The organism is Mycolicibacterium canariasense (assembly GCF_002101555.1).
In the GTDB taxonomy this organism is placed as follows: domain Bacteria; phylum Actinomycetota; class Actinomycetes; order Mycobacteriales; family Mycobacteriaceae; genus Mycobacterium; species Mycobacterium canariasense.
In genome coordinates this window covers 20,483-46,246 of record NZ_LQOL01000099.1, presented here as the reverse complement: position 1 = coordinate 46,246, position 25,764 = coordinate 20,483, and the positions used below count along the sequence as shown (strand labels likewise).

Annotated in this window: 29 protein-coding genes; 14 read left to right on the top strand and 15 right to left on the bottom strand. The window is 68.4% G+C overall.

Annotated elements, in window-relative coordinates; genetic code table 11:
• Nucleotides 1-232 precede the first annotated feature (232 nt).
• From bfr to AWB94_RS31565, 4 genes are all read left to right on the top strand, one after another.
• Nucleotides 233-712, top strand: a complete 480-nt coding sequence (gene bfr, locus AWB94_RS31580; protein ID WP_024451360.1) for a bacterioferritin — start codon at nt 233-235, stop codon at nt 710-712.
• A 115-nt stretch (nt 713-827) separates the two neighbouring features.
• Nucleotides 828-2,870: an MDR family MFS transporter gene (locus AWB94_RS31575; RefSeq protein ID WP_062657003.1), complete on the top strand. Its 2,043-nt coding sequence runs from the start codon at nt 828-830 to the stop codon at nt 2,868-2,870.
• A 53-nt stretch (nt 2,871-2,923) separates the two neighbouring features.
• Nucleotides 2,924-3,406 carry a carboxymuconolactone decarboxylase family protein gene (locus tag AWB94_RS31570; protein ID WP_024451362.1) on the top strand — a complete coding sequence of 161 codons (483 nt, stop codon included), beginning with the start codon at nt 2,924-2,926 and terminating at the stop codon, nt 3,404-3,406.
• An 18-nt stretch (nt 3,407-3,424) separates the two neighbouring features.
• The gene (locus tag AWB94_RS31565) at nt 3,425-3,850 is read left to right on the top strand and encodes a hypothetical protein (protein WP_062657004.1); all 426 of its coding nucleotides are present in this window, start codon (nt 3,425-3,427) and stop codon (nt 3,848-3,850) included.
• On the opposite strand, the gene AWB94_RS31560 is transcribed toward AWB94_RS31565, so the two are convergent.
• From AWB94_RS31560 to AWB94_RS31540, 5 genes are all read right to left on the bottom strand, one after another.
• On the bottom strand, nt 3,801-4,661 hold the full coding sequence (locus AWB94_RS31560) for a cytochrome c biogenesis CcdA family protein (RefSeq protein WP_062657005.1): 861 nt from the start codon (nt 4,659-4,661) through the stop codon (nt 3,801-3,803). The genes AWB94_RS31565 and AWB94_RS31560 overlap by 50 nt on opposite strands.
• Before the next feature lies 1 nt (nt 4,662).
• Nucleotides 4,663-5,115: a protein disulfide oxidoreductase gene (locus tag AWB94_RS31555; protein WP_409365972.1), complete on the bottom strand. Its 453-nt coding sequence runs from the start codon at nt 5,113-5,115 to the stop codon at nt 4,663-4,665.
• Between the two features lie 73 nt (nt 5,116-5,188).
• Complete coding sequence (locus AWB94_RS31550; protein WP_062657007.1) at nt 5,189-5,632, bottom strand: nuclear transport factor 2 family protein; 444 nt, start codon at nt 5,630-5,632, stop codon at nt 5,189-5,191.
• Nucleotides 5,622-7,430, bottom strand: a complete 1,809-nt coding sequence (locus AWB94_RS31545) for an N-acyl-D-amino-acid deacylase family protein (protein ID WP_062657061.1) — start codon at nt 7,428-7,430, stop codon at nt 5,622-5,624. Before AWB94_RS31545 ends, AWB94_RS31550 begins: the two co-directional genes overlap by 11 nt.
• A gap of 78 nt (nt 7,431-7,508) precedes the next feature.
• On the bottom strand, nt 7,509-8,417 hold the full coding sequence (locus AWB94_RS31540; RefSeq protein WP_062657008.1) for an SDR family oxidoreductase: 909 nt from the start codon (nt 8,415-8,417) through the stop codon (nt 7,509-7,511).
• Nucleotides 8,418-8,485: 68 nt separating this feature from the next.
• Between AWB94_RS31540 and AWB94_RS31535 the strand changes: the two genes are divergently transcribed.
• The 5 genes from AWB94_RS31535 (at nt 8,486) to AWB94_RS31515 (ending at nt 12,328) form a co-directional block, all read left to right on the top strand.
• The gene (locus AWB94_RS31535) at nt 8,486-9,430 is read left to right on the top strand and encodes a dienelactone hydrolase family protein (RefSeq protein ID WP_062657009.1); all 945 of its coding nucleotides are present in this window, start codon (nt 8,486-8,488) and stop codon (nt 9,428-9,430) included.
• Between the two features lie 80 nt (nt 9,431-9,510).
• Nucleotides 9,511-10,623: a glycosyltransferase gene (locus AWB94_RS31530; protein ID WP_062657010.1), complete on the top strand. Its 1,113-nt coding sequence runs from the start codon at nt 9,511-9,513 to the stop codon at nt 10,621-10,623.
• A gap of 9 nt (nt 10,624-10,632) precedes the next feature.
• Nucleotides 10,633-11,322, top strand: a complete 690-nt coding sequence (locus AWB94_RS31525) for a YoaK family protein (protein WP_062657011.1) — start codon at nt 10,633-10,635, stop codon at nt 11,320-11,322.
• A 14-nt stretch (nt 11,323-11,336) separates the two neighbouring features.
• Nucleotides 11,337-11,735, top strand: a complete 399-nt coding sequence (locus AWB94_RS31520; RefSeq protein WP_062657012.1) for a hypothetical protein — start codon at nt 11,337-11,339, stop codon at nt 11,733-11,735.
• A gap of 173 nt (nt 11,736-11,908) precedes the next feature.
• Complete coding sequence (locus tag AWB94_RS31515; protein WP_062657013.1) at nt 11,909-12,328, top strand: hypothetical protein; 420 nt, start codon at nt 11,909-11,911, stop codon at nt 12,326-12,328.
• Nucleotides 12,329-12,341: 13 nt separating this feature from the next.
• On the opposite strand, the gene AWB94_RS31510 is transcribed toward AWB94_RS31515, so the two are convergent.
• Together AWB94_RS31510 and AWB94_RS31505 are read right to left on the bottom strand one after the other, a co-directional pair.
• Entirely contained in the window at nt 12,342-12,758 is a 417-nt protein-coding gene (locus AWB94_RS31510) for a DUF6188 family protein (protein ID WP_062657014.1), read from the bottom strand.
• A 4-nt stretch (nt 12,759-12,762) separates the two neighbouring features.
• The gene (locus tag AWB94_RS31505) at nt 12,763-13,230 is read right to left on the bottom strand and encodes an acyl-CoA thioesterase (protein WP_062657015.1); all 468 of its coding nucleotides are present in this window, start codon (nt 13,228-13,230) and stop codon (nt 12,763-12,765) included.
• 48 nt (nt 13,231-13,278) lie between these two features.
• Between AWB94_RS31505 and AWB94_RS31500 the strand changes: the two genes are divergently transcribed.
• Entirely contained in the window at nt 13,279-14,265 is a 987-nt protein-coding gene (locus AWB94_RS31500) for a threonine ammonia-lyase (protein ID WP_062657062.1), read from the top strand.
• Here the strand turns inward: AWB94_RS31500 and AWB94_RS35390 are convergent.
• Nucleotides 14,236-14,454: a hypothetical protein gene (locus AWB94_RS35390; RefSeq protein ID WP_131805303.1), complete on the bottom strand. Its 219-nt coding sequence runs from the start codon at nt 14,452-14,454 to the stop codon at nt 14,236-14,238. The genes AWB94_RS31500 and AWB94_RS35390 overlap by 30 nt on opposite strands.
• 119 nt (nt 14,455-14,573) lie before the next feature.
• Nucleotides 14,574-16,058 (bottom strand): peptide MFS transporter, encoded by a 1,485-nt coding sequence (locus tag AWB94_RS31495; protein WP_062657016.1) that lies wholly within the window; start codon nt 16,056-16,058, stop codon nt 14,574-14,576.
• A 210-nt stretch (nt 16,059-16,268) separates the two neighbouring features.
• Here AWB94_RS31495 and AWB94_RS31490 point away from each other — a divergent pair, with 210 nt between their 5' ends.
• Entirely contained in the window at nt 16,269-17,516 is a 1,248-nt protein-coding gene (locus AWB94_RS31490) for a DUF7159 family protein (RefSeq protein ID WP_062657017.1), read from the top strand.
• Between the two features lie 136 nt (nt 17,517-17,652).
• Nucleotides 17,653-18,375: a L,D-transpeptidase gene (locus tag AWB94_RS31485; RefSeq protein ID WP_276054610.1), complete on the top strand. Its 723-nt coding sequence runs from the start codon at nt 17,653-17,655 to the stop codon at nt 18,373-18,375.
• Here AWB94_RS31485 and AWB94_RS31480 read toward each other — a convergent pair.
• Genes AWB94_RS31480 through AWB94_RS31470 form a run of 3 tightly spaced genes read right to left on the bottom strand, consistent with a single transcriptional unit; the run spans nt 18,362 to nt 20,605 of the window.
• Nucleotides 18,362-19,054, bottom strand: coding sequence for a sterol desaturase family protein (locus AWB94_RS31480; protein ID WP_062657018.1), 693 nt, complete (start codon nt 19,052-19,054; stop codon nt 18,362-18,364). The two genes, AWB94_RS31485 and AWB94_RS31480, sit on opposite strands and share 14 nt — an antisense overlap.
• On the bottom strand, nt 19,051-19,782 hold the full coding sequence (locus tag AWB94_RS31475; RefSeq protein ID WP_062657019.1) for a FadR/GntR family transcriptional regulator: 732 nt from the start codon (nt 19,780-19,782) through the stop codon (nt 19,051-19,053). The genes AWB94_RS31480 and AWB94_RS31475 overlap by 4 nt, the downstream gene beginning before the upstream one ends.
• Nucleotides 19,783-19,813: 31 nt before the next feature.
• A complete protein-coding gene (locus tag AWB94_RS31470) occupies nt 19,814-20,605 on the bottom strand; it encodes a helix-turn-helix domain-containing protein (RefSeq protein ID WP_062657020.1) in 792 nt (263 codons plus the stop codon).
• Between the two features lie 87 nt (nt 20,606-20,692).
• On the opposite strand from AWB94_RS31470, the gene AWB94_RS31465 reads away from it, so the two are divergent.
• Complete coding sequence (locus AWB94_RS31465) at nt 20,693-21,019, top strand: hypothetical protein (protein WP_062657021.1); 327 nt, start codon at nt 20,693-20,695, stop codon at nt 21,017-21,019.
• Here AWB94_RS31465 and AWB94_RS31460 read toward each other — a convergent pair.
• Nucleotides 20,955-22,220 carry a cytochrome P450 gene (locus tag AWB94_RS31460; RefSeq protein WP_062657022.1) on the bottom strand — a complete coding sequence of 422 codons (1,266 nt, stop codon included), beginning with the start codon at nt 22,218-22,220 and terminating at the stop codon, nt 20,955-20,957. The genes AWB94_RS31465 and AWB94_RS31460 overlap by 65 nt on opposite strands.
• Before the next feature lie 203 nt (nt 22,221-22,423).
• Here AWB94_RS31460 and AWB94_RS35950 point away from each other — a divergent pair, with 203 nt between their 5' ends.
• Nucleotides 22,424-22,852: a hypothetical protein gene (locus tag AWB94_RS35950; RefSeq protein ID WP_062657023.1), complete on the top strand. Its 429-nt coding sequence runs from the start codon at nt 22,424-22,426 to the stop codon at nt 22,850-22,852.
• On the opposite strand, the gene AWB94_RS31450 is transcribed toward AWB94_RS35950, so the two are convergent.
• A complete protein-coding gene (locus AWB94_RS31450; RefSeq protein ID WP_062657024.1) occupies nt 22,842-25,082 on the bottom strand; it encodes a molybdopterin-dependent oxidoreductase in 2,241 nt (746 codons plus the stop codon). The genes AWB94_RS35950 and AWB94_RS31450 overlap by 11 nt on opposite strands.
• A gap of 1 nt (nt 25,083) precedes the next feature.
• Nucleotides 25,084-25,647 (bottom strand): TetR/AcrR family transcriptional regulator, encoded by a 564-nt coding sequence (locus AWB94_RS31445; protein ID WP_062657025.1) that lies wholly within the window; start codon nt 25,645-25,647, stop codon nt 25,084-25,086.
• Between the last annotated feature and the right edge of the window lie 117 nt (nt 25,648-25,764).

Here is a 25,764-nt window from a genome sequence, read left to right as displayed (position 1 = left end):
GGCGCCGGCGGCACCGCCCTTCAAGGTAAGGGAAGTGTAACCTTAGTTAGGACAGGCAGTCCATCTCACCCCCGCTTACTGGGGTTAGCCTCACCTATGGAGTGGACGGACTCGTTACCGAGTCGACTCGAATCGCCGCCGAAGCGCTCGCCGCCTGGTCCGGCCTGGACTAGATTCAGACGTGCACGGCAAGAGCAACGCTTGACCAGCCCTCAAGGTGCTTAGGAGCAAAATGCAAGGCGATCCGGAAGTTCTGAAGCTGCTCAACGAACAGTTGACCAGTGAACTCACGGCCATCAACCAATATTTCCTGCATTCGAAGATGCAAGACAATTGGGGATTCACCGAATTGGCGCAACATACGCGCGAGGAATCCATCGAGGAAATGCATCATGCGGAATGGATCACCGACCGCATCCTGTTGCTCGACGGGCTGCCGAATTATCAGCGGCTGTTCTCCCTGCGGGTCGGCCAGACGCTGCGCGAACAGTTCGAGGCCGACCTGGCGATCGAATACGAGGTGGTGGCCCGGCTCAAGCCCGGCATCATCATGTGCCGCGAGAAGCAAGATGCCGTGTCCGCGAACCTGTTCGAGCAGATCCTCGGCGACGAGGAAAAGCACATCGACTACCTGGAGACGCAGCTGGAGCTGATGGACAAGCTCGGCGAGGCGCTGTACTCCGCGCAGTGCGTATCCCGTCCGCCCAAGTAGCCCGTCCCGACACGCCTGCCGCCGGCCGCCGACCTCAACCGTCGGAGGCCGGCGGTGACGTATATTGGTAGCAAAGCTAATAATCGCGCGGTCGGGGTGAACGGGGGAGGACGCCATGACCGAGGCACCCGCACGCCTGGATACCGACGCCGCCGGGGCAATCGGGTCACAACGACGCAATATCGTCTTCGTCGCCGTGCTGCTGGGCATGCTGCTGGCGGCGCTCGACCAGACCATCGTGGCCACCGCACTGCCCACCGTGGTGGCCGACCTGGGCGGCGCCGGCCACCAATCCTGGGTGGTGACAAGCTATCTGCTCGCCTCGACCATCGCCACCGGCATCGTCGGCAAACTCGGCGACCTGTTCGGCCGCAAGACCGTCTTCCAGGTGTCGATCGTGTTCTTCCTGGCGGGCTCGGTGCTGTGCGGGCTCGCGCAATCGATGACGATGTTGGTCGCGGCGCGAGCGCTACAGGGCATCGGCGGCGGCGCCATCATGGTCACCGCGACCGCCGTGATCGGCGAGGTGATCCCGCTGCGCGATCGGGGCCGATACCAGGGGGCGCTCGGGGCGGTGTTCGGCGTGACGACCGTGATCGGGCCGCTGCTGGGTGGGTTCTTCACCGACCATCTGTCCTGGCGCTGGGCGTTCTGGATCAACGTGCCCGTGGCGGTCGTCGTGTTCGCGGTGGCCGCCGTGGCCATCCCTGCGCTGGCCGGTCGCGCCAAACCGGTGATCGACTACCCGGGCATCGTCCTGGTGGGCCTCGGGGCGGCCGGCCTGACCCTGGCCACCAGCTGGGGTGGCGCAGAATATGCGTGGTCGTCGCCGGTCATCATCGGCCTGTTCGCGGGGTCGACGGTCATCCTGGCCGCCTTCGTATGGGCCGAAATCCGTGCGGCCGAACCGATTCTGCCGATCAGGTTGTTCGCCAGCCCGGTCTTCACCGTGTGCTGTGTGCTGGCCTTCATCGTGGGCTTCGCGATGCTGGGCGCGATGACCTTCCTGCCCACCTTCATGCAGTTCGTCGACGGCGTATCGGCGACCACCTCTGGTCTGCGCACGCTGCCGATGGTCGCGGGCATGCTGCTCACCTCGATCGGCAGTGGTGCGCTGGTCGGCCGCACCGGCCGGTACAAGGTGTTCCCGATCGCCGGCACGGCCGTCATGGCGGTCGCCTTCGTCCTGCTGTCCCGGATGGAGGCCGCGACCTCGGTCTGGCTGCAATCGGCCTATTTGTTCCTGCTCGGCACCGGTATCGGTCTGTGCATGCAGGTGCTGGTGCTGGTGGTGCAGAACACCGCACGGTTCGACGATCTCGGTGTCGCGACCTCGGGCGTGACCTTCTTCCGGACCATCGGCAGCTCGTTCGGGGCGGCCATCTTCGGCTCGCTGTTCAGCAACTTCCTGTCCGGCCGGCTCACCCAGGCCCTGGCGGCGGGCGGGGTGCCCGCGACTGCGGCGCAGTCCCCGAAAGACTTGCACCAGTTGCCTGCCGAGGTGGCCGCGCCGATCGTCGACGCGTACGCCGACGCGCTCGGTCTGGTGTTTCTCTGTGCGGCGCCGGTCGCGGTGGTCGGGTTCGTGGTGGCCCTCTTCCTCAAGGAGATCCCGTTGCGCGAGATCGAGGCGGTCTCCGCCGCCGACCTCGGTGACGGGTTCGGGATGCCCGGCACGGAAACCCCGGACGACATCCTGGAACGGGCGGTGGCCCGGATGTTCCGCGATTCACCGGAGATCCGGCTGCGCAACCTGGCCGGGAGTCACGGCTGCGACCTCGACGTGGCCCGATTGTGGGCGCTGGTCCAGATCTACCGGCACAGCCAGTCTTTCGGTTCGGCGACGCTGCCGGAGATCGCCGAGCACCGGCGGGTGCCGCCCGAGGTACTGGAGCCCGTCTTCGACCGGTTGGTCGACACCGGCTACGCGCTGCGCACCGGGGATCGACTGTGGCTGACCCAGCCGGGCGCCGCCCAGGTCAACGCGGTCACCGCCGCGTTGGTCGGCCGGATCGTCGACAAGCTGGCGGTGTCTCCCGACTACCAGGGCCGTCCGGACCGGCTGCAGGTCGAGGCGGCGCTGGAACGCATCGCGCACCGCATGCTGGTACAGCGCGAATGGCTCGACGACCGCCCGGCGCTGGCGGCCCCACCATGACAGAAAACTAGAACGCGTTCCAATTCCTGGATTCCAGGCGTACTGTTCGCAGCATGAGCCGAATCGGAGATTTTCCCGACGATGACGCTGCCGCGTGGGTGCTCAAGTCACCCGATATCGGTGTCGCCATGGCCGGTTTCACCAATGCGGTCTACACCAAGAACCGGCTGCCCATGCGGGTTCGGGAGTTGGCCCGGATGGTGATCGCCCTGGACAACGAATGCGTGGTGTGCCAGAACACCCGGGATTCGGACGGGATCGCCGCCGGCGTCGACGAAGACCTCTACGACCATGCTCATGAGTGGCGTACCTGGCCCGGTTACAGCGCGCAGGAACGCGTGGCAGCGGAATTCGCCGAGCGGTTCGCCCGCGACCACACCGGGCTGCGCGACGACGAAGAGTTCTGGGCACGTTGTTCGGCGGAATTCGACGACGAACTCCTGACCGACCTCGCGCTGTCCTGTGCCATGTGGCTGGGTATGGGGCGGATGCTGCGCACCCTGGACATCGGCCAGAGCTGCAAGATCACCCTCTGACATCCCCTGGGCAAGCTCATGGGTGCTGCCGCCGCAACCGCGGTTGCCGCGAACTTCGTCTGGCTCGGCATGGTGCTGGCCATCTCGTTCATCGAGGCGCCACTGAAGTTCCGCGCACCCGGCGTCACGCTGCCGATCGGACTGGGCATCGGACGGCTGGTGTTCCGCGCGCTGAACGGCGTCGAAGCTGCGCTGGCGATCGTCCTGCTCGCCTCCGTGGTGTCGGCGCGGCCCCCGACGCTCGCGGTCGGCGCGGCCGCAACGGTGGTCGGCGCGCTGGTCGTGCAGTTGGTGGCGGTGCGTCCCAGGCTCACCCGCCGCTCCGACGCGGTGCTGGCCGGCTCGGACGCCCCGCGGTCGCGCGCCCATTACGCCTACGTCGGGCTCGAGGTGGTCAAGGTCGTCGGTCTGATCGTCGCCGGTATCGCACTGTTGTCGCGGTGAGCGCCGCGGTCAGTCCGATGATGGCGGCCAGCACCACGAGCCAGGGCAGGGCGCCGTGCTGGTGCACCCAGCCGGCGAGGGTCGCCTGTAGGCGGCCGGCGGCGGTGATCACCGGGTCGACCACGCCCGCGTTACCGTTGAACAACCGGATCTCGTAGACGCCGTAGTAGGTCACGTACGCGCCGACCAGAACCAAGAGCAGGCCGCCGATCCTGTTGACGTAGGGGAGGATTCGACGCAGCCGGTCGAGCATCGCGGAGCTTGCGACGGCCACCGAGACCGCCAAGGCCCCGACGATCAGCGCGAAGCCCGCGCCGTAGGCCAGGTACACCCCGACGCCGTCGCGCAGCGTGCCCGCGCGGGCCGCACCGGCCGTCACCGCGAGAAACGGTCCCACCGTGCAGGACAGCGAGGCCAATGCGAAACCGGCGCCGTAACCCAGCATCGAGCCCAGCCGCGCGGTGGGCGCCCAGCGCGCGCCGGCCGACAGCGGCACCCCCACCCGACGCCCGGCCAGCAGCCACAACCCCAGCGCCAGCAGCAGTATCCCGATGACCACCGTCACGTACGGCAGATAGCGCTGAATGGTCGAGGCCACCGAGACCGCCAGCGCGCCGAACCCGGCGAACACCGCCACCACGCCGGCGGTCATCGCGGCCGTGGCCGCCAGTGCCCGGCCCAGGGCACGGGCGGGCCGGCCGTCCCGTTGCACCACGAGCGCCAGATACGCCGGCAGCATGGCGAATCCGCACGGATTCAGCGCGGCGACCAGTCCGGCGCTGAACGCCAGTCCGACCAGGTCGGTCTCCAACTCAGGCCAGCGCCGCCACGCGGTCGGACAATTCCTGTTCGGACATCGCCGAGGTGGGATTGTTCACGAACGACGAGGTGCCGTCGCGCTTCACGAACAGATAGGCCGGCTGCCAAGGAACGTTGAACCGTGCCCAGATGGACCCGTCGGCGTCGTTGAGGTTGGTGAAACCCAGGTTGTACTTCGACACGAAGCCCTGCATGGCGGCCACGTCGGAACGGGCGGCCACGCCGACGAACGTGACACCTGGATTGGCGGCGGCAACCCGGCTGACGTTGGGTGCCTCCTGGTTGCAGAACGGACACCATGGCGTCCAGAACCACAACACTGCCGGGCGGCCCTGCAGGCCGGCACCGTCGAACGGCGCACCCGAGAGGGTGGTGCCGGTGAATTGCAGGCGGTCGTCGGCATGGGCCGGCGCGGCAGTGACACCCAGCAGCAGCGCGGCTGCCATGACGATGAGCCAGAGGTGGCGGATTCGAGAGGTCATGCAGGTAGCACGTACCCAGAAACCTCTCGGTTCAGTCTCAGATCTGCCCGGTGGCGTCGTAGATCCAGGACATGTCGGAGCGGGCCAGTTCGTCCATCCACGTCGACGGCGCGAAGTTCACCAAGGCTCCCATGTCCCAGTAGTCCTTCCACAGCGCGATCCGGTCGTTGCGGACCTCGTGCACGCTCACGAAGCGCAGTACCGCCGTCTCCCCGGAGCGCCACTGCCACGTCTCGGAATGCTCGTACATGACGGTGTCCCCGTCGGCGACCAGCGTTCCGTCGTGGTTGACGTAGGAGGCCAGCGGTTCCAGCCCGATCTTGAGCCGTTTGACGATGTCCTCCGGTCCGCGCGCGGATACTGCCGGTCCGACCGGCATGTCGGCGTAGATACAGTCGTCGGCCAGCTCGGCCTTGACCGCCTCCCAGTTCCGGTCGGACAGCGCCTTCCACATCCGCCGGACCGTATCTTCAGCTGACACTGGACAATTCACCTCTTGCTTCGTCGCGGTCGGTGGGCAGCGCGGGCGCCCGGTGCGCGGCACGCAGGAAGCGGCCGGTGCGCCGCCGGCCGACCAGCTCGGTCGGGGTGCCCGCGGTGAACACCAGCCGCCCGCCGACCAGCACGGCGCGCACGGCGTCGTCGTTGCGGTTGACCATCCGCGACAATCCGCCGTACTGGTCGACGGGCTCTTCGGCGTAGGCCTCCAACGTGGCATCGAGCCGGGCCGGGTCGACGATCACCACGTCGGCGCGGTCCCCGATACGCAGGTGGCCGGCATCGAGGCGGTACCAGTCGGCCAGCTCACCGGTGAGCCGGTGCACGGCGTGTTCGACTGTCATGAACGGACGGCCCGCCTTCTCGGCGTCGTGCACGTGCCGCAGCAGCCGCAGGCCCATGTTGTAGAACGCCATATTGCGCAGGTGTGCACCGGCGTCGGAGAAGCCCATCTGGATTCCGGGTTCGCGGGCCAGCTTCTTCAGCACGGCGGGGCGGTGATTGGAGATGGTGGTGCGCCAACGCAGGGCCCGGCCGTGCTCGCATACCAGGTCCAGGAACGCGTCGACGGGATGGATACCGCGCTCGAGGGCCACCTGGCCGAACGACCGGCCGATCACCGAGGTGTCCGGGCAGTCGACGATATCGGCGTCGAAGAAGTCACGCTGCCACACCCGCACCCCGAACTTGTTCTCGTAGTCCTTGCGGAACTGCTCGCGGTAGCGCGGGTCTCGCAGCAGCTCGTTGCGTTCGACCTCGTCGCGCAGGTGCAGGGCCGCGGCGCCGGTACCGAATTCCTCGAACACCACCAGGTCGATGCCGTCGGCGTACACCTCGAACGGCACCGGCAGATGCTGCCAGCGGAAGTTGCCGCCGAGCGCGTTCACCAACCGGGCCAGCGGGCCCAGGATCTTCACCGCGTACGGATTGGACTTCACGTCGGCGGCCGAGAGCAGGCTGGTCTTGAGTGGGTTGCGGAACACGCCGAGTGACTGCGCCAGCTGCGACAGCAGGTTCAATGGGTTGGCGATGTCCGGACCGGACTGCAGCACCCGGCCGGTGCGGCGCAGCTGGGCCTTGAGCCTGCGCAGTTCACGCGGTTTGGCATAGGTGGAGGGCAGCGTGCGCGACCGGCACACCTCGCCGTCGATCTTGTCGAAAAGTAGTTGCTGCGAGGACAATCCGACAAAGCCGGCGTCCAGCGCCTCGGCCAACATGCGTTCCATCTCGGCCTGCTCGCGGCGGGTCGGGCGCTGCGAAGCGCGGGTGGCCCGGTCCAGACCCATGACCGCCGTGCGGATGTCGGAGTGGCCGATGAAGGCGGCCACGTTCGGGCCCAGCGGCAAGCTTTCCAGCGCGTCGACGTAGCCGTCGGCGCTGTCCCAGCTCTTGTGGCGGTCGACCGCGGCGATGACGTGTTCACGCGGGATGGCCTCGACCCGGCCGAACAGGTCACCGGCATCGTCACCGCCGACGTGCACCGTCGACAGCGAACAGGAACCGAGCAGCACGGTCGTCACGCCGTGGCGCAGTGACTCGGCGAGCGCGGGACCGCCGAGGATCTCGACGTCGTAGTGGGTGTGGATGTCCAGCATGCCGGGCAGCACCCATTTTCCGGCGGCGTCGATCACCTGCGGGCATCCGGCGGCGTCCAATTCGCCGGCGCTGATGGCCACGACGTGACCGGCACGGATACCCAGGTCGCGCACCGCCGATGGTGCCCCGGTGCCGTCGAACCAGCGTCCGCGCCGGATGACCGTGTCGAAAGTGCTGTGGGTCACGTTCGCGCTCACCCCGTCATCAGAACAGCGCGGCCGGACGGGTGTCAACGAAAATCGTGAACAGATTTGAGAAGTTGTCTACACCCAGCCGTCGGGCCGGCGCCCGTCGATATCGGTGAAGCCGTAGTCGGCTGCCAACGCGGCCGAGGTCACCGACCGCTGGTTCCACCGCTGCCGGTCGGGATCCGCAGCGACCGCGGCGACCCCGCGTCCCACGTAGCGGGGCGACTCGGACTGGGCGAAGCCCGGCGGGGCACACGGATAGCCGTCGTCGCGGTCGATATCCAGCGCGTGGTGCCAGTCGGCCTCGCAGACGCCGTAGGCATCGAGCATCATCTCCGAACGCAGCCACCCCGGGGTGACGGCCACCGCGGTGGCGCCCGCGGTCTTCAGCTCGTGGCCCATGCTGAAGGCGAGCCGGTTCACCGCCACCTTCGCCAGGTCGTAGAACACCGAGAGCCGATAATTGGCTGCGTTGTATTCGGCTGTGCCGTCTGTTATTTCGACCACGAGCCCACCGGGGCGTCGCACCAGAAGCGGAAGCAGGCAGTGCGAGGTGATCAGATGGGTGTCGATACCCAAGCGCAGGATGCGCAAGCCGTCGTCCAGGTCGTGATCCCACATCGGCCGGCCCCACGACGACGGTGGCCCCTTGAGCACCTCGGCGCCCCAGATGTCGTTGACCAGGATGTCGATGGTCCCGAACTCGTCATCGATGCGCCGTGCCAGCCGTCGCACCTGGGCTGCGTCGAGATGGTCCACCCGAACGGCCACACCCGTTCCGCCCAGGCTGCTCACCAGATCGGCGGTCTCTTCGATGGTCTCGGGGCGGTCGTAGTCGGAATCTTCGTTACCGGTCACGCTGCTGCGGCCGGTGCAGATCACGGTGGCACCCGCCTCGCCGAGCCCGGCCGCGATGCCCCGGCCGGCGCCACGGGTCGCACCCGCGACGACCGCAATCCGGCCACGCAACGACCCAGCGGTCATCGTCTGAGTATCGCGCGTCCAGAAATACTGCAGGGAGCTTTCATCGATCCGGGGGCATACTCGCGAAGGTGACTCCCATGCAGCGGTACATCGCCGAAGAGATCGCCACCGACCACGTCGACGGGTTGCTGTCCCGCCGCGAGGCGCTGCGCCGCCTGGCCCTGCTCGGGTTCGGTGCCGGCGCGGCCTCCGCCCTCATCGCCGCGTGCAGTGACAAGAAGGCCGCTTCGCCGGTGTCGAGCACGACTGCCGCTTCGTCCGGGTCGGCCGCAGCGGTCGCCCCGCCACCGGGTTCGGAGCACACCCTGCCCACCGCGCCGGTGAACTGGGCGGGGCCGCAGGGGGAGCTCGAAGGGGCGTGGAGTCCTGCGGACGCGAGGAGCAGTTCGGGCGAGGCGACCGCCCCGAAGGGCGCCGTGCTGATCGTGCACGAGAACAAGGGGCTCAACGACTGGGTCCGCTCGGTCGCCGGCCGGTTCGCCGGCAGCGGTTACTCGGCGCTGGCGATCGATCTGCTCTCGCCGCAAGGCGGGACCGGCAGTTTCAGCGATCCCGCCGCGGCCACCGCGGCGCTGGGCAAGATCCCCGCTGCCGACCTGGTGGCCAACCTGAAATCGGGTGTCGACGAACTGGCCCGGCTGGCACCGGAGCAGAAACTGGCAGCGGTGGGCTTCTGCATGGGCGGCGGCCTGGTCTGGCAGCTGCTGGCCGCCGGTGAACCGCGGCTGGCCGCGGCGGTGCCGTTCTACGGCCCCACCCCGGAGAATGCAGATTTCTCTGGTTCGAAAAACGTTGCGGTGCTTGGCTTCTACGGTGCACTCGACGATCGGGTGAACGCCACCGAGCCGGTCGCCAAGGCCGCGCTGGAGAAGGCGGGCATGGTGCACGAGCTGGTCACCGAACCCGACGCCAACCACGCGTTCTTCAACGACACCGGTGAGCGTTACCACGCGGCGGCCGCCGCCGACGCGTGGCAGCGGGTGCAGGACTGGTTCGCCAAGTACCTGTCCTGAGCGTGTGAGTTCACGGTCCGTTCAGGGACGCGTCGACCGTTGGTGTTCGTCAGCACACGGGCTGCCGATCTGATGGTCACATGCGCGTTGTCCAGGTCGCGAACTTCTACGGTCCACGGTCGGGTGGCCTGCGGACCGCGGTGGACCGGCTCGGTGCGGAGTACTGCGCGGCCGGTCACGAGGTGTTCCTGGTGGTTCCCGGTCGGCACCGGACTCGTCAGGTGTTGCCGTCGGGGGTGGTGCGGTTGGAGTTGCCCGCCGCGCTCATCCCGGGTACCGGCGGATACCGAGCGGTGCTGCCCGGCCCGGTGACCGAACTGTTGGAACGGCTGCAGCCGGACGCACTGGAGGTGTCCGACCGGCTCACCCTGCGTTCCCTCGGCCAGTGGGGCCGCAGGCACGGGGCGGCGACGGTGATGATCTCGCATGAGCGGCTGGATCGCCTTGTCGGGCAGGTTCTTCCGCTCCGGATGGCGCGTGAGGTGGCCGACTTCGCCAATCGCCGCACCGCATCGAACTACGACGCGGTGGTGTGCACCACCGCGTTCGCGCGGGCAGAGTTCGACCGGATCGGTGCCCGCAACGTGCAGACCGTTCCGCTCGGGGTCGACCTGGAGCAGTTCCACCCGAGCCGGCGCAGCGCCCAGGTGCGGGGCCGGTGGGCGGCGCCGGAGCAGACCTTGTTGGTGCACTGCGGCCGGCTGTCGGTGGAGAAGCACGCCCACCGCAGCATCGACACCGTTGCCGCCCTCCGTGATTCGGGTTTGGACGCCCGCTTGGTGGTGGTCGGGGAGGGCCCCATGCGGGCCAGGCTGGAACGCCAGGCCGCCGGGCTGCCGGTCGACTTCACCGGGTACATCGGGTGCCGCGACTCGGTGGCCGCCATCCTGGCATCGGCCGATATCGCTTTGGCGCCCGGGCCGCACGAGACCTTCGGCCTGGCCGCGCTGGAGGCGTTGGCTTGTGGGACACCGGCGGTGGTTTCGCGCACCTCGGCACTGGCCGAGATCCTCACCGAGGACAGCGGTGCCACGGCCGACAACGATCCGCACGCCATCGCCGACGCGGTCGCCGGCGTCATCCGCCGGCCGGAATCGCTGCGCCGGCACAGTGCCCGGCGCCGCGCCGAACAGTTCACCTGGCCGCGGTCGGCGGCGGGCATGCTCGACGCGCTGGGAGCGGCGGCCGGGTAGTTTGACGGCATGTTCGCAGCGGCCGGCGGGGTCGACGACACCGCGCGCACCCGCACCCTGTGGTTCGCGTTGCTGCTCACCGTCACCAACGGATTCCTGGACGCGCACACCTACTACGCCCGCGGCCACGTGTTCGCCAATGTGCAGACCGGCAACGTCATCTTCTTCGCGCTGGAGATCTCCCAGCGCCAGGTCGCCGCGGCCATGGCCCACGTGTGGCCGATCCTGGCATTCATCGCCGGTGTCTCGGTGGCCTCGCACATCAAATCCGGCCGGGTCGAACGCCACCTGCGCCACCCGCTGCGCTGGACCATGGGCATCCAGGTGATCGCGCTGGTGGTGATCGGTTTCGTGCCGTCCTCGGTCCCGCACAGTTACGTCACAGTGCCGATCTCGTTCCTTGCGGCGGTGCAGATCGGGTTGTTCCGCAACATCGGTGATCTGGCGTATCTGCCGGTGGCCACCACCGGCAACCTGATGCGCTTCGTCGAGGCCGGCTACGACGGTGTGGTGGACCGCAAGCCCGGCGCCCTGCGCGCCTGGGGTGTGTACGCCGCCCTCATCGGCGCCTTCGCGGCCGGCGCGGTCCTGGGAGCGGTGCTGAGCCGGGCCTGGGATGTGCACGCCATCTGGGTGGCCGCCGGCATTCTCGCCGTCACGCTGGTGCTGTTCATCGTCGATCCCGGCGCGGGGCCGTGAACTACCATCCGACTATGAGACGTGGCGTTGCCGTGGTATTGCCGCTGTTGGTGGGCGCCGGCCTGGCCGGCGCCGGTGCGGCCACCGCCGCACCCGATGAACCCGGCTGCGCCTACACGCTGTCGACGCCGGTGGTGACGCAGGTGTCGGGAACTCCGATGGTGACCACCACCGTGACGACCGCGGCGTGCAACCGGTCCAATTCGATGCTGCAGGTGGCCTGTCTGGAGATCCAGGGTGCCGGTGCCGCCCCGCTGTGTGTGTCGAAGGAGGGCCCGACCACCGCGCAGGTGTTCTTCGCGCCGTACCGGCCGGGGGCGAGCTACGTCGCCAGCGGACGCGGGTGCGCCGTGGCAGGCAGTCCACCCGTGTCGGTGTGCCACACGGTGGGGCCGGTCACCGTCACGTTGTGATGGCCTGGCTCGGGCGGATCCTCCGGTAACGCCGCCGGTGTGACCGTCGATACGTCAGGTAGGAGTGGCGGCCGACCGGCAGTTCTGAGGTACCGATATCTGGTCCGCCTTCGTGCTGCCTGTCGCTTCGTTCTTCCTGAAGAGAACGCACGCAACATGGTGGGGAGAAGACGATGAAGCTGGCCAGGATCGTGGCTGGTGCCGTGATCGTCAGCAGTCTGGGGTTCGGTGGCGCAACCCTCGGTGGCGCGGTGGCGTCCGCAGACCCGGGGAACGGCCACGGGAACGGCCACGGGCGGGGTAACGACTGCCGGCCGTGGTGCCCTGGCCCCGGCGGTCCCGGGTTCGACAAGCACTGGGACAAGGGGGTGTGGTGGGCCAACAACCGCCACGACTGGTGGGACGACCGCCAGGGCCCGCCGCCGTGGGGTTGGGGCCCGCCGCCCCCGTTCCAGTGGGCCGGTGGCCCGCTGCCACCGTCGATCAACTACTGGGGTTACCACGCGAACCCGGTGTGGGATGACGGGTTCCGGCAGTGGGGGATCTGGCTGTTCGGGCTGTGGATTCCCATCTTCGGCGTCGGCGTCAACTGAGCGGGGCCGACCGTCAGGCTCCGGCCGCCTCCGGTTCCGGCAGGTCGTGGCGGACCACGCGGACATGGCCGCGCGGTAGGCACGCCGCGTAGCCGTGGTACTTGCCGTACAGCTCCCATGACGTGTGCTGATCGTCGCTGGGCACATCGATACGCTGTCCGCTGGAGAAGCACAGGTGCAGGCTGCCGTCCGCATCCCAGTCGGCGTGTGTGCAGGTGGCCCCGGCGAAGTCGAACAGCGGTTTCTGTTCCCGGCGCACCGCCAGCGGATCGATCGTGAACACCTCGCCGGATTCGCCGGCGATCGGCGGCACCGTCAGCTCCAACGGGGCGGAGATGACGAGTTCGTTGTAATCATCCAGGTTGAGCACCAGACCGTCGCGGAAGGTGATCCGCTGCAGGAGGCGCCCCCTGATCCATTGTTCGGTCATCTTTTCACTGTGAGCGCCCGGCGGGCGGCACACAAGAGGCGCTTGTGGTGCCCCGCAGGGCGGCGCGAAACGGTTCTGGGATCGGACGTTTGGCCCAGTCGGCGGTGGACACCACGACATAGGTGTTGTGTCCGCGGGCGGCCACCTGCTCCGGCTGGCCGGCGCCGGTGCGCAGCACGGTGAAGGCCACGGTGAAACTGCTGGTCCCGATGTTCTCGCAGACCACCGCGACGCGCACGGCGTCCCGCCACCGCACCGACGCCAGGTAGTCGATGTCGCTGTGCACGACCTTGAAATCGAATCCGAGGGCGATCAGTCCCGCATAGTCCACGGTCAGCCGGTCCAGGAACGCGGTGCACGCCTCGTCGAACCAGGTCAGGTAGTGGCCGTTGAACACCACTCCCTGCTGGTCGATCTCGGCGTAGCGCGGCACGATCGGGAACGAGAACGGTTGGTCGGTGGGTGCGCTCACCGAAGTCACCTTGCCGGACGAGGCGCCGCCATGAAAGCGTGGGCGCCGATGACCACTGCTTCGCTTGTCACCCTCGACGACATCCGCGCGGCGGCGCATCGCCTGCGTGGCGCCGTCGTACGCACCCCGCTGCTGCCCACCGACTGGTCGGATCCCGCTCGGCCGCTGTGGATCAAACCGGAGAGCCTGCAGGTGATCGGCGCCTTCAAGGTCCGCGGCGCGCTGAACGCCGTGGGCCGCATCGACGCGGCGGTTCGGTCCCGCGGCGTGGTGGCCTACTCCAGCGGAAACCATGCCCAGGCGGTCGCCTACGCGGCAGCCACCTTCGGTATCGACGCGCACATCGTCATGCCGCAGGAGACGCCGGACATCAAGGTGCGCAAGACTCGCGAGCACGGAGCCAAGGTGGTGTTGTGCGGCGCCGGACAGCGCGAAGCGGTGGCCGCCGAGCTCGTGGAGCAGACCGGTGCCACGCTGGTCCCGCCGTTCGACCACCCCGATGTCATCGCCGGGCAGGGCACGGCCGGCCTGGAGATTGCCGAGGATATGCCCGAGGTGGCCAATGTGCTGATCCCGGTCAGCGGGGGAGGGCTGGCGTCCGGCATCGGCACGGCCGTCAAGGCGTTGTGCCCGCAGGCCCAGATCTTCGGCGTCGAGCCTGAACTCGCCGCCGACACCGCCGCCGGGCTGCGCGCCGGGCACCGGGTGCCCATGCCGATCGCCGAACGCAACCGCACCATCGCCGACGGGCTGCGGTCCGAACCGTCGGCGCTGACGTTTGCGCATCTGCAGCGGGTGCTTACCGATGTCCTCACCGTCTCCGAGGAGGAAATCCGTTCTGCGGTACGGGAGTTGGCGTTCAAGGCGCATCTGGTGAGTGAGCCCAGCGGCGCGGTGGCGTTGGCCGCGTACCGGCGGCACACGCTACCGCCCGGTCCTACCGTGATGGTGCTCTCCGGCGGGAATGTCGAACCGGGGATGCTGCGCGAGATCCTGGCCGGCCCCTCAGCCGGCGCGGAACACCAGGGGCACTGACACCTCGCAGCGCTGCTGGATGCAATGCGTCCAGGCATCTTGTGCCGCAACGGCTCTCAATCGGCGACGGGGTCCGTGCCAGCCGCAGGTGCAGCTGGCGGTGGAGTGCCCGATCCTGCGGCTGTAGACCGACGCCAGTCCGTGCGCCGCACAATCGACGGTCAGTTCATCAAGTACCGGGGCGCTCATCGGCATCTCCTTCGCCGGATCCTGACCTCGATTCTCCCGCACCGCGCCGCGATTGCGGTCGGTGCAAGGTCACGACTTCGCACAGATCCGGTGGAGCGCCCGTAACCGTCGGCGCTCGGTCAGTGCACACCCTCCATCTGCCGGCTGATCCACGGCGACACCACGAACACGACGATGCCGACGAGCACCGCGACGGCGCCCAGGATGCCGAAGTACGCCACCTCTCGGGACGGTTCGTAGTACTTGGCCAGCACGCCCGACATCGAGGTGCCCAACCCCACCGAGAAGAAGTACAGCGCCATCATCTGGGCGCGGAACGCTTCCGGCGCGAGCTTGGTGGTGACCGACAGCCCGATCGGCGAGAGCAGCAGTTCCGACACCGCGAACACCGCGAGGATGACCGCGATGAGCAACGCCGGTACGGCTTCGACACCGGCCAGCGGTACGAAACACAGGAAGGCCAGGCCCATGCCGATGACGCCGTAGCTGAATTTGCGTGGAGTGGTCGGGGCCCGCTTGTCCAATTTGGTCCACAGCACCGCGAACAGCGGTGACAGCACGATGATCCACACCGGTTCGATCGAGCCGATCCAGTTCGACGGTGCCGTCCAGCCGAAGATCGACCAGTCCATCCGCTCGTCGGAGTACACCGCGAGCACGGTGAAGATCTGCTGGAACAGCGACCAGAACACCGCGTTGGCGATGAACAGCGGGATGAACGACCGGACCCGCACCTTCTCGGCGTCGATCACCTTGGAGCTGCTCAGCATGACGGCGAAGTACGCGATCGACGCCACGATGATGACGCCGGTGGTGACCTGTGACAGGTTGCTCAGCGTCACCAGTTTCAGCCCGACAGCCGCGGCGATGACCACGATGACGGCCACAAAGACCGCGGCCGTTTTGCCGATTGCACTGCGGGGCAGCGGGTTCGGGACATGCCGACCGTGGTCCCCGAGATTGCGGCGGAAGGCCACGTATTGCGCGAGCCCCAGCGCCATGCCGATCGCGGCGGCACCGAACCCGTAATGGAAGCCGACCCGGGTCTGCAGCAGGCCGGTGACGAGCGGCCCGACGAAGGCGCCGAGATTGATGCCGAGGTAGAACAACGTGAATCCGCCGTCGGCGCGGGCGTCGCCCTTGGAGTACAGCGTGCCCAGCAGTGAGGAGGCATTCGCCTTGAGTGCCCCGGAGCCCAGCGCGACGAGCACCAGGCCGGCGCCGACACCGGACAGGCCGGGCAGCACCGCCAGCGCGATATGCCCCAGCATCACCACGACGCCGCCGTAGAAGACCGTGCGTTCCATGCCGAGTAACCGGTCGGCGATCCAGCCGCCCAGCACCGTCGACAGATAGACCAGACCGCCGTATGCGCCGACGATGCCGGTGGCGGTGGCCTTCGGCAGCTCCAAGCCGCCGTCGGTCGCCGAATAGTAGAGGTAATAACCGAGAATGGTGAGCATCCCGTAGAAGGAGAAACGCTCCCACAACTCGACGCCGAAAAGGTTCGTCAGGCCGATCGGATGCCCGAAGACGGTCCGCGTCGAATCCCCCTGCGACTCCTGCGGCAGGCGTGACGCCTGCGGCCCCTGTAACTCGCTCATGCCGGTTACCCTGCCACGACAGCCGGGGTGTCATCGTCGTTCCCGCGGTGTGTTGGCCGCGGTTTTCGCCGCGGTTCGGGAGGCGGGCGCGGGCGGACTGGGCCGAACGGGACTCGCCCCGGTAGTCTCAGCCCGGTAACGAGGCGGTGACGGTATCGCCTCGACGCGGTCGCGCTTCCACTGTGGCCGGCGTGGTCCGAAGGGGTACATGTGGACGCGGTGCTCGGTTTGTCGATGACACCCACGTCGCTCGGCCTGGTGGTGGTGGGCGGTGCCGACGAGGACGACGGTGACGCCGTCGGCGATGCCTTCGCGCTGCCGGTGGACGACGGAACGGATGTCAGGGCGGCGGCCCAGCGGGTCACCGCGGCGGTCGAGGCGATCTCGGCGGCCCGCCGGCTCAAATCGATCGGCGTGACGTGGAGCGAGGATGCCGGCGCCGAGGCGGCGATGCTGATGGACTCGCTGAGCGCGTCCGGGTTCGGCAACGTGGTGCCGATCCGGCTGCCGGAGGCGACCGAGGCGCTGGCCCGGGGGATGGCCGACGTGATCGGCTATCGCACCACGGCGGTCTGCGTGATCGAGCCGGATACCGTGATCGCCCTGATCGTGCATCGCGGCGACGGCGGTGTGCAGACCGCGATCAATCACGGCATCGACAGCGACGAGAGCCTGATCGGCTGGTTGAGCACGGTCTTCACCAGGGCTGACTGGCAGCCGGAGGCGTTGGTTGTGGTGGGTTCGGCCGGCGACTTCGGCGCGGTGCTGCCGCGCCTGGAGGACGCACTGTCGGTGCCGGTGTTCGCCCCGGCCGAGGCGCCGCTGGCGCTGGCCCGCGGCGCGGCGCTGGCCTCCACACACAGCCTCGACATGCCGTTCGACGAGGCGGCGCTGGCGCCTGCCGGGGCCGGACGGCACGCCGCCGCCCGCCGGCTGTCGCCGACCGGGGCGCTGGCCGGCGTGCTGGCCGCCGGCGTGATCACCTTCGTGGTATCCGCATCGGCTGCCGTCGCGGTGGCACTCTCACCCGAGCAGGCGGTCGCCGCGCCCCGCCCGGTCGCCGCCGCGGTGCCGCTCCCGGTGGCGGCACCGGTCATCGCGCCGGCACCCGCTGCACCACCGGCACCGGAGGCCGTTCCGGCCGTCGAGGTGCCGCAGGCGCCGGTCGAGGCCGCCACCGAGCCGCCCGCCGCCGCACCCCCGGACATCGCCGACACCGCACCGCCCGCCGAGGCGAACACCGACCTCCCGGCGGCCCCGGTCGATACCACGCCGCCACCGCTGAGCTTCGATCCTGCGGTCGCGGCCGCCGTTCCACCACCGGCGATCGTGCCGCCGGCACCGCCACCGGCCGCTCCGCCGGTCAAGAAATCGCTGCTGGAACGGATCCGCGACCGGTTGCACCCGGGCGCCGACGACGACTATCCGACCCCGGTGCTGCCCGCGCCGCAGGGCTGATCCGAGGCTCTGGCTAACAATCATCTCGCCGGGGACGAACTACCATGTAGTTCACCACCGCCGTCTGGGTGTCCCAGAGAGGATTGAAAGCTTGCGCACAGCATTTCGGTATGTGCTCGTCATCGCTGGGATCGCCCTGCTGGCCACGACGTCGACCGGCATCGCCGGCGCCGCGGCCACCGGCACGCCCACCGCGGTGGTATCCGTGTCACCCACGGCCGGCGAGGTCGTCGGGGTGGCCTATCCCGTGACGGTCGGGTTCGCCGGTCCGGTCCCCGACCGTGCGGCGGCCGAACACGCGATCGAGTTCTCGGTGGCCAGTGACCGCGTCGCCGATCCCAAGGTACCCGCGGGATCCTTTGCCTGGCTTGATGATTCGACGGTGCGTTTCACGCCCAGCGGCTACTGGCCGGCACACTCGACCATCGCTTTGTCGGTCGGCGGGTTCAAGACGACATTCGAGACCGGTTCCCAGGTGGTCGGTATCGCCGATATCGACGCACACACCTTCACCGTCAGTATCGACGGCCAGGTGGTCCGGGAGATGCCGGCCTCGATGGGTAAACCCAAGCACCCCACCCCGATCGGTTCTTTCACCGCGCTGGAGAAGCAGAACCCGGTCGTCATGGATTCGCGCACCATCGGCATCCCGCTCAGCGATCCCGAGGGCTACAAGCTGACGGTCAACTACGCGGTGCGTGTCACGTGGGGCGGCGTCTACGTGCACTCCGCGCCGTGGTCGGTGGGCTCGCAGGGCTATGCAAACGTCAGCCACGGCTGCATCAACCTCAGCCCGGACAATGCGCAGTGGTACTACAACAACGTCAGCATCGGCGACCCGGTCATCATCCAGGCCTGACCGAAGCGCGATCGCCGGCGTCGTGCAGGTTCTTCGCGGTGGGTGAGGTGGCGATGGTCGTCGGGTCGGGGTAGGTGCCCAACACGCGATCGGCTGTGCCGCTGCTGGTGACCGTGAACCAGTAGTGCTCGTTCTTGAAGTGATGCTGCCGGTGATTGCGCCAGATCGACCGGTACAGAGCGGTTTTGGGTTTGTAATCGGTGTGGATCAGGTAGTGGCACCATTCGTAGCCCAGGCCGAGGGCCGCCAGCCACGCGAGGAAGGTGAGGCCGCGACCGAGGCCGCCGCCGGTGGCCGGGAACAACAGCACACCGATCGCCACCGAAAGCGGCAGCACCCACAACAGTGACTGCCAGGGTATGAAAACCAATGGGATATCGCGTGGTTCGACGTGATGTTCGCGGTGCTTACGAGCCAGCAGCGGATCGACGGTGACCCCGACTATCCGGCGCGGCCGCCAGTGCAAGATCGCGACGTGGATCGTCCACTCCAGGAACGGGAACGCCGCAAGCATCGCCAGCGCAACGATCGCATCTCCGATTTCCCAGTGGCCGTGCAGAATTCGTGCTGTCACCGCGGCGACGAGGGTCGTGCCGATCAGCCATGGCGATGGATGCCTGACGAACTCGCGGGCCGCTGCGGTGAGCGTGAGCCCGCGCCGGGTGGGGGAGACGGTCATGACTGGCTCTCCTGTGCTTCCAGGGCCGCAAGCGCATCCAGCAGTGCGGTGGTGGCCGGTTCGAGAAGGGCGTGAGCGGCAGCTGCCGCGGCGGCGGCCTCGCCGGCGACGACGGCGTCGGCCACCGCGCGGTAGGCACCGGGCCTGCCGACCTCGGCGGCCATCAGGGTGGCCAACGCCGGCAGCGCCGGTTCGTAGGTGGCACGCAGCGTGTTGTACATCAGCCTCAGCGCGATCGAGTCCGCACCGTCGACGAGGTGGTCCCAGAACGTCAGCGCGTGCCGTTGCTGGGCGACCGGATCGGACTCGGAGGCCAGCGCCGTGATGGTCTGCTCGAGCAGGGCACCCAACTCCGGCCGGCGCCGCGCGGCCGCGAGTTCGGCGACTTTGGGCCCGTTGTGCAGCCGGGTCTCCAGAATGGACCGCACCACCGCGGGGTCCAGCTCGCCGTCGCGCACCAACAACCGGGGCAGCAGGTCCAGCCCCGCGTGCCTGCGGAAATCGCGCACCGTGGTGGTGTCACCCTGGCGGATCTCGACCAGCCCGGCCGCCGTCAGCTGTTTGAGCGCCTCACGCACCGCCGGCCGGGACACCCCCAGCACCTCGGCCAGGCGTCGTTCGCTGGGCAGCGGATCACCCGGCTGCATCTCACCGCTGAGGACGTCGGCGACGATCTGATCGAACACGTCCTCGGAGACCGACCGGCGGTTGATGGGCTGAAGTGCCATGCCCCGAGCATCACACGACAGTGGTTAGAGGTCAAGTGGTAAGACCAGTTGCCTGGAGCGCGTCGGCCGTGACCTCGTCGGCCGGCAGGAACGCCTCCAGGCTCAGCTCGGCGGCCGTCAGGTCCAGCGCGGTGCCGAAGGTGGTGACGGTGCTCAGGAACCGCAGCACCGTGGCGTCGCCGTCGATCTCCAGCGGCACCACCACACCGCCCAGATCGGAGGTATCGGACTGCCCGCCGGGATAGGACTCGATCTCGGCCAGCAGCGCCGCCGATTCCGGCGATCCGCTCACGGCCGCCTCCCGGCGCAACCGTCCGATGACGTGGTGGCGCCACTGCGCCAGGTTGCGGATGCGCGGCGCCAGGCCGTCGGGATGCAGCGAGATGCGCAGGGCGTTGGGTCGTTCCATCAGGTGAGGCGCCACACCGTCGAGCAACACCGCGGTTCCGGCGTTGACCTGCAACACATTCCAGCCGCGGTCCACCGCCAGGCAGGGAAAGGGATTGTAGGCGGCCAGAACCCGGTCGATGCCGGCCCGCACGGCCGCCATTCCCGGATCGTCGAGGGTGCGCTCGCCGTACACCGGGGCCAGCCCGGCCGCGAGCAACAGCTGATTCTGTTCGCGGGCCGGAATGTCGAGCGCCGCCGCCAGTTTGAGCACCATGGACCGGCTGGGCGCCGACCGGCCGGTCTCGATGAAGCTCACGTGCCGGGCCGACACCTCGGCCTCCAGGGCCAGGTCCAGCTGGCTGAGCCGTCGCCGTTGCCGCCAGCTGCGCATCAGCGCGCCGAAGGTCAAATTCTGGGTGTCCACGGTCGTCACGTCACCCAGTGTCGAACACCGGCGGACCCCGGCGCCATTACCTCGGGGGTAATTGCCCTGCTTACCCGGGCGGCCGACGCTGGTGGCATGACACAACCGAACATTCCCCGATGGCTCCGGTTCGTCCTGCGCTGCGACCGGGCCGGCTCTTCCTGGTACATCGGTACCGGTTTCTTCTTCGCGCCGGTGCTCGCCCTGGTCTCACCGTGGCCCGCACTGACCACGGTGCTGTGGGCTGTCATCGCGCTGGCCGGCCTGTGGCTCGGGCTGCTCGGTATCGCGATGGCGGTCGGGCTGTCCGTCGTGCTGCGGTCCGATACCGAGATCGATGAGGACTACTGGCGTTCGATCATCGACTACCCGCGGGTTCCGCCCGCTTCGACGCGCCCACGTAGTCGACATGCCAGTGTTTGATGCCGTTGAGCCAGCCCGAACGCAACCGTTCGGGTGCGGCCAGTGGGGTCAGGTCGGGCATGGCGTCGGCGATCGCGTTGAACATCAGATCGATGGTCATCCGGGCCAGGTTGGCGCCGATGCAGTAATGCGCGCCGGTGCCGCCGAAGCCGACGTGCGGATTGGGATCGCGCCGGATGTCGAACCGGAACGGATCCTCGAAGACTTCTTCGTCGAAATTGGCCGAGCGGTAGAACATCACGACGCGCTGCCCCTTCTTGATCGACACCCCGCCCAGTTCGGTGTCGGCCAGCGCCGTGCGCTGGAATGAGGTGACCGGCGTTGCCCAGCGCACGATCTCGTCGGCGGCGGTGCCCGGACGCTCTCGCTTGAACAGTTCCCATTGATCCGGGAAATCGGTGAACGCCATCATGCCCTGGGTGATCGAGTTGCGGGTGGTCTCGTTGCCGGCCACGGCGAGCAGGATGACGAAGAATCCGAACTCGTCGTCGGAGAGCTTGTGGCCCTCGACATCGGCCTGGACGAGTTTGGTGACCAGGTCGTCGGTGGGGTTGGCGGACTTCTCGGCCGCCATCTGCATGCCGTAGGTGATGAGTTCCACCGATGCGCTGATCGCGTCGTTGTTCGCGAATTCCGGATCCATGTCGCCGACCATCTGATTGGACCAGTGGAACAGCTTCATCCGATCCTCCTGCGGCACCCCCATCAACCCCGCGATGGCCTGCAGCGGTAGCTCACAGGACACCTGCTCGACGAAGTCGCCCCGGCCTTCGGCCGCTGCGGCGGCGACGATCTGGCGGGCCCGCTCGGCGAGATCGGCGCGCAGTTGTTCGACCGCGCGCGGGGTGAACGCCCGGGAGACGATCTTGCGCAGATGGGTGTGATGCGGCGCGTCCATGTTCAGCAGGACGAACTTGCCGGTCTCGATCTGCGCGGGCACGGTGCCGTCCTTGTACCGCGGCAGCGCCGTCTTGGCCAGGCTGGAGAACACGTCGCTGCGCCGCGACACGTCCTTGACGTCGCGGTGCTTGGTCACCACCCAGAACCCGCCGTCGTCGAAACCGCCGACGCCCTCGGGTTGGTCGTTCCACCAGATCGGCGCGACCTTGCGCATCTCGGCGAGCTCCTCGATGGGCAGCCGTTGGGCGTAGATATCGGGATCGGTGAAGTCAAACCCGGGCGGAAGGTTCGGGGTCGGCATCGTTGCACTCCCAACACGACGGTGTGTAATTGGTCCCTCTCGGCATTGCTACACCACCGCACGCGCCCGCGTCCCGAAGTCGGGGAAGGTGGCCGAACCTGACAGATCCCGGTTCGCGTGCGTCCCACCGGGCTCAGGTGTAACAATTTGCGGACCCGCGCAGAACTACCTGTTGACCGCGGTACGACGGTGAAAGGGGATCCATGGCGATCGATGTCGCAGCGAAGGTACTGCTGGCGTTGGCCGGCGGGGTGACGGCGCTGGCGCTGGCCGCACCCGCGTCGGCAGATCCCACGGATGCACCACCGCCGCCGGTGCCCCCCGTCGCCGCCGACCCCGCTGCCGCCGCCGCGCCGCCGGACGGCGTGCCCCATCTGTCCAGCCCGGACGCGCCACCGCCGGGATCGACGATGGATCCCAGTGTGATGGCCGGCGCCGAATCACCGCGGGTCAGTTATCTGCGGGACCTGTGGAACGCCGTGCAGAACCGTGAGATCAGCGGTAAGGAGGCGCTGGTGCTGGGCCTGGCGCAGCGCGGCATGGACACCCCGGATCCGGTCCAGGCGCCGCCGGCAGTGCCGGCGCCGCCGCCGGGAGTGCCGGCGCCACCGGCACCGCCCGCTATACCGTGACCGATTCGACGGCGGTGATCCGCGCCGGCACATGTTTGTGCCAGGGGGTGCCGGCGTAGGCGTCGCGCCAATCGGCCGATGTCAATGCGTTCGGCGCGACCCCCGGCACCGTCGAGATGCCGTCGGCGCCGACGAAATCCAGACCGTAGCCGTTGGGCAGGGCCGCATGGCCGGGCAGCATCGCCGCGCTGATCTCGACGGTCGCCTCCGCGCTGCCGGCCGCCGTGCTGATCCTGGCGCGGCCGCCGTTCACCAGTCCCAGCGCCTGCGCATCCTGCACGCTCACCCGCAGCGCACCGTCGGCATCGCGCTTGCGCCAAGCGGGGTCCCGGAAGATGTCGTTGGCGGTGAAGGCCCGGCGTTCGCCGGCCGAGAGCACGATGGGGAACTCGGCGTCGGTCAGCTGCGCCGGACCGGCGGCCAGCGCAGCGAGATCGGCCAGCAGCTCCGGGATGGCCAGCGCGATCTTGCCGTCGGCATGGCTGATCAGTCCCCAGTCGTCGGCGTATTCGTGCTCGGTGAACGTCACCCCGGACGGACTGGACAGGATCGCATCGAACAACGCATTGCCGTCGGCATGGCCGGCCCGTCGCACCGCGTCGGGGTAGGTCACCGCTGCCTTCTGGGCCAGCCCCCACAACGCGGCGGCGCCCGCCAAACCCTGCGGCAGCACCGGGCCGAGCGTCTCGTAGAGGACGTATGGCAGCACCCGGCCCAGGGCGGGGTTCGCTCCGACGGCGGCGAAGAACGCCTGCGCGTAGGCATCCAGCCCGTCGGCCGCCGCTTGGCGCAATGGCTGCAGGTCGGCATCGTCGACCACACCGAGCGCGCGCACCAGCCGCGCCCAGATCTCGGGTTCGGGCAGCGTGCCCGGCGCCGGGGTCATGAGCGGGTGCCGTAGGTGAAAGGTGTTGTGCGGGAACTCCAGATTGAAGAAGGTGGCCTCGGCCTTCTCGAACTGACTGGCCGCCGGCAACACGTAATGCGCCAGACGTGCGGTCTCGGTCATCGCGACGTCGACGACGACGAGCAGCTCGAGGGCGGCGAGCGCTTCGCCCACCGCGGCCGAGTCGGCGACCGAATGCGCGGGATTGCTGCTCTCCACGATCATCGCGCGGAACCGGTCGGGGTGAGCGGTGAGGATCTCCTGGGCCACCACATTCGACGGCACCAGCCCGGCGATGACCGGTGCTCCGGTGACCGGGGTGCGGCCCACCCCGCCCGCGCCGAACAGTGGTGCGAACGACGAATGCAGATGCTGCCCGCCACGTTTGGCGAAGTTGCCGGTGAGGATCCACAGCATCTTGTTGAGGTAGGAGCTCAGGGTGCTGTTGGGCGCCTGCTGGATGCCGAGGTCCTCGAACACCGAGACACTGGACGCCGCGGCGATCCGGCGTGCCGCCGCGCGCAACAGGTCGGCGTCGACACCGCAGCGCGCGGCGTAGCCGTCGACGTCCACCGCTGCCAGGGCCTCGCGCACCGGATCGGTGTCGGTCACGTGTTCGGCCAAAAATGGCTCGTCGCAGAGGTTTTCCTGCACCAGGACGGCGGCCAGGCACCAGGCGTCGGTGCCGGGACGCACGCGCAGGTGGAAATCGGCGAGCTCGGCGGTGTCGGTGATCACCGGGTCGATGACGATCATCGAGCGATGCGGATCCTTGGCGATGTCCTGCAACACCGTGCGGGCCCGCGGGAAGCTCTGCGACATCCACGGGTTCTTCCCGACGAACACCGACACCTCGGCGTGTTCGAACTCGCCGCGGGTGTGCCCGCCGTAGAGCTGGCTGTCCACCCAGAATTCGCCGGTCTTCTCCTGTGCCAAGGCATTCGACCGGTAGCGGGCGCCGAGCGCCTTGAGGAATGCCCCGCTGTAGGCACCGCCGAGGTGATTGCCCTGGCCGCCGCCGCCGTAGTAGAAGATCTTGTCCCCGCCGTAGTTGTCGCGGATGCGGGCGAACCCCTCGGCGATCTCGGCGATCGCGGTGTCCCAGTCGATCTCGTCGTAGCCACCGTCGGGCCGGCGGCGCATCGGTGCTCTCAGTCGGGCCGGATTGTTCTGATAGTGGTCCAGGCGCAGTGCCTTGTTGCAGGTGTACCCCTGCGAGGCGGGATGTGCTTTGTCCCCGCGGATCTTGGCCAGACTGCGGCCGTCCAGTTGTACCACGATGCCGCAGTTGCACTCGCAGAGGATGCAGGCGGTGGGCTGCCACTGCGCGGAGGAGGTTGTCATATCACGCCTTTCGTTCCCCGGTTTCGGCAGCCACGAGGGTGCGTAGCTGCCGGTGGACGACGGTGAGGGCGGTGTCGTCACCGGCGGTGCGCGCGACCAGGACCGCACCCTCGATCGACGTGGTGGTCAGCATCGCGAGTTCGGCGGCCCGGCCCGCGGCGATGCCGTCGGCGCGCATCAGATCTTCGATCTGGGTGATCCACCGGGTGAAGGCGGCGGCGGCGCGCGCCATGACCTCGGTGTTGTCCGCTTCCACGGCCACCGCCACCACCGGGCAACCGGCCCGGAAGCCGGTGTCGGACAGCTGATGACGGAAATGCTCGACGATGACGTCCAGCGCGTCGAGCGCCGACACCGCCGAGGAGATGCGGCGGGCGACGTGTTCGGCGGCGAAATCGATCGCCTCGCAGAGGAGTTGGGTGCGACCACCGGGGAAGTGGTGGTAGGCGGAGCCGCGCGGAGCCCCGCTGTGTTCGAGTACGTCGGAGATGGCGGTCGCGTGCGCGCCGCGCTCCCGGATCAGCAATGCCGCCGAGACGATCATGCGGTCACGTGGGCTGGCCATGGCGTCGGTGTCCTTTCGGCCGACCGATTATGTAGAGCATCATACATAGCCACCGCGCCGCCGGGAACAGATGCGCGAAACCGGCCGTGAATACACGAATCCCGCCGGTCCGGGAGA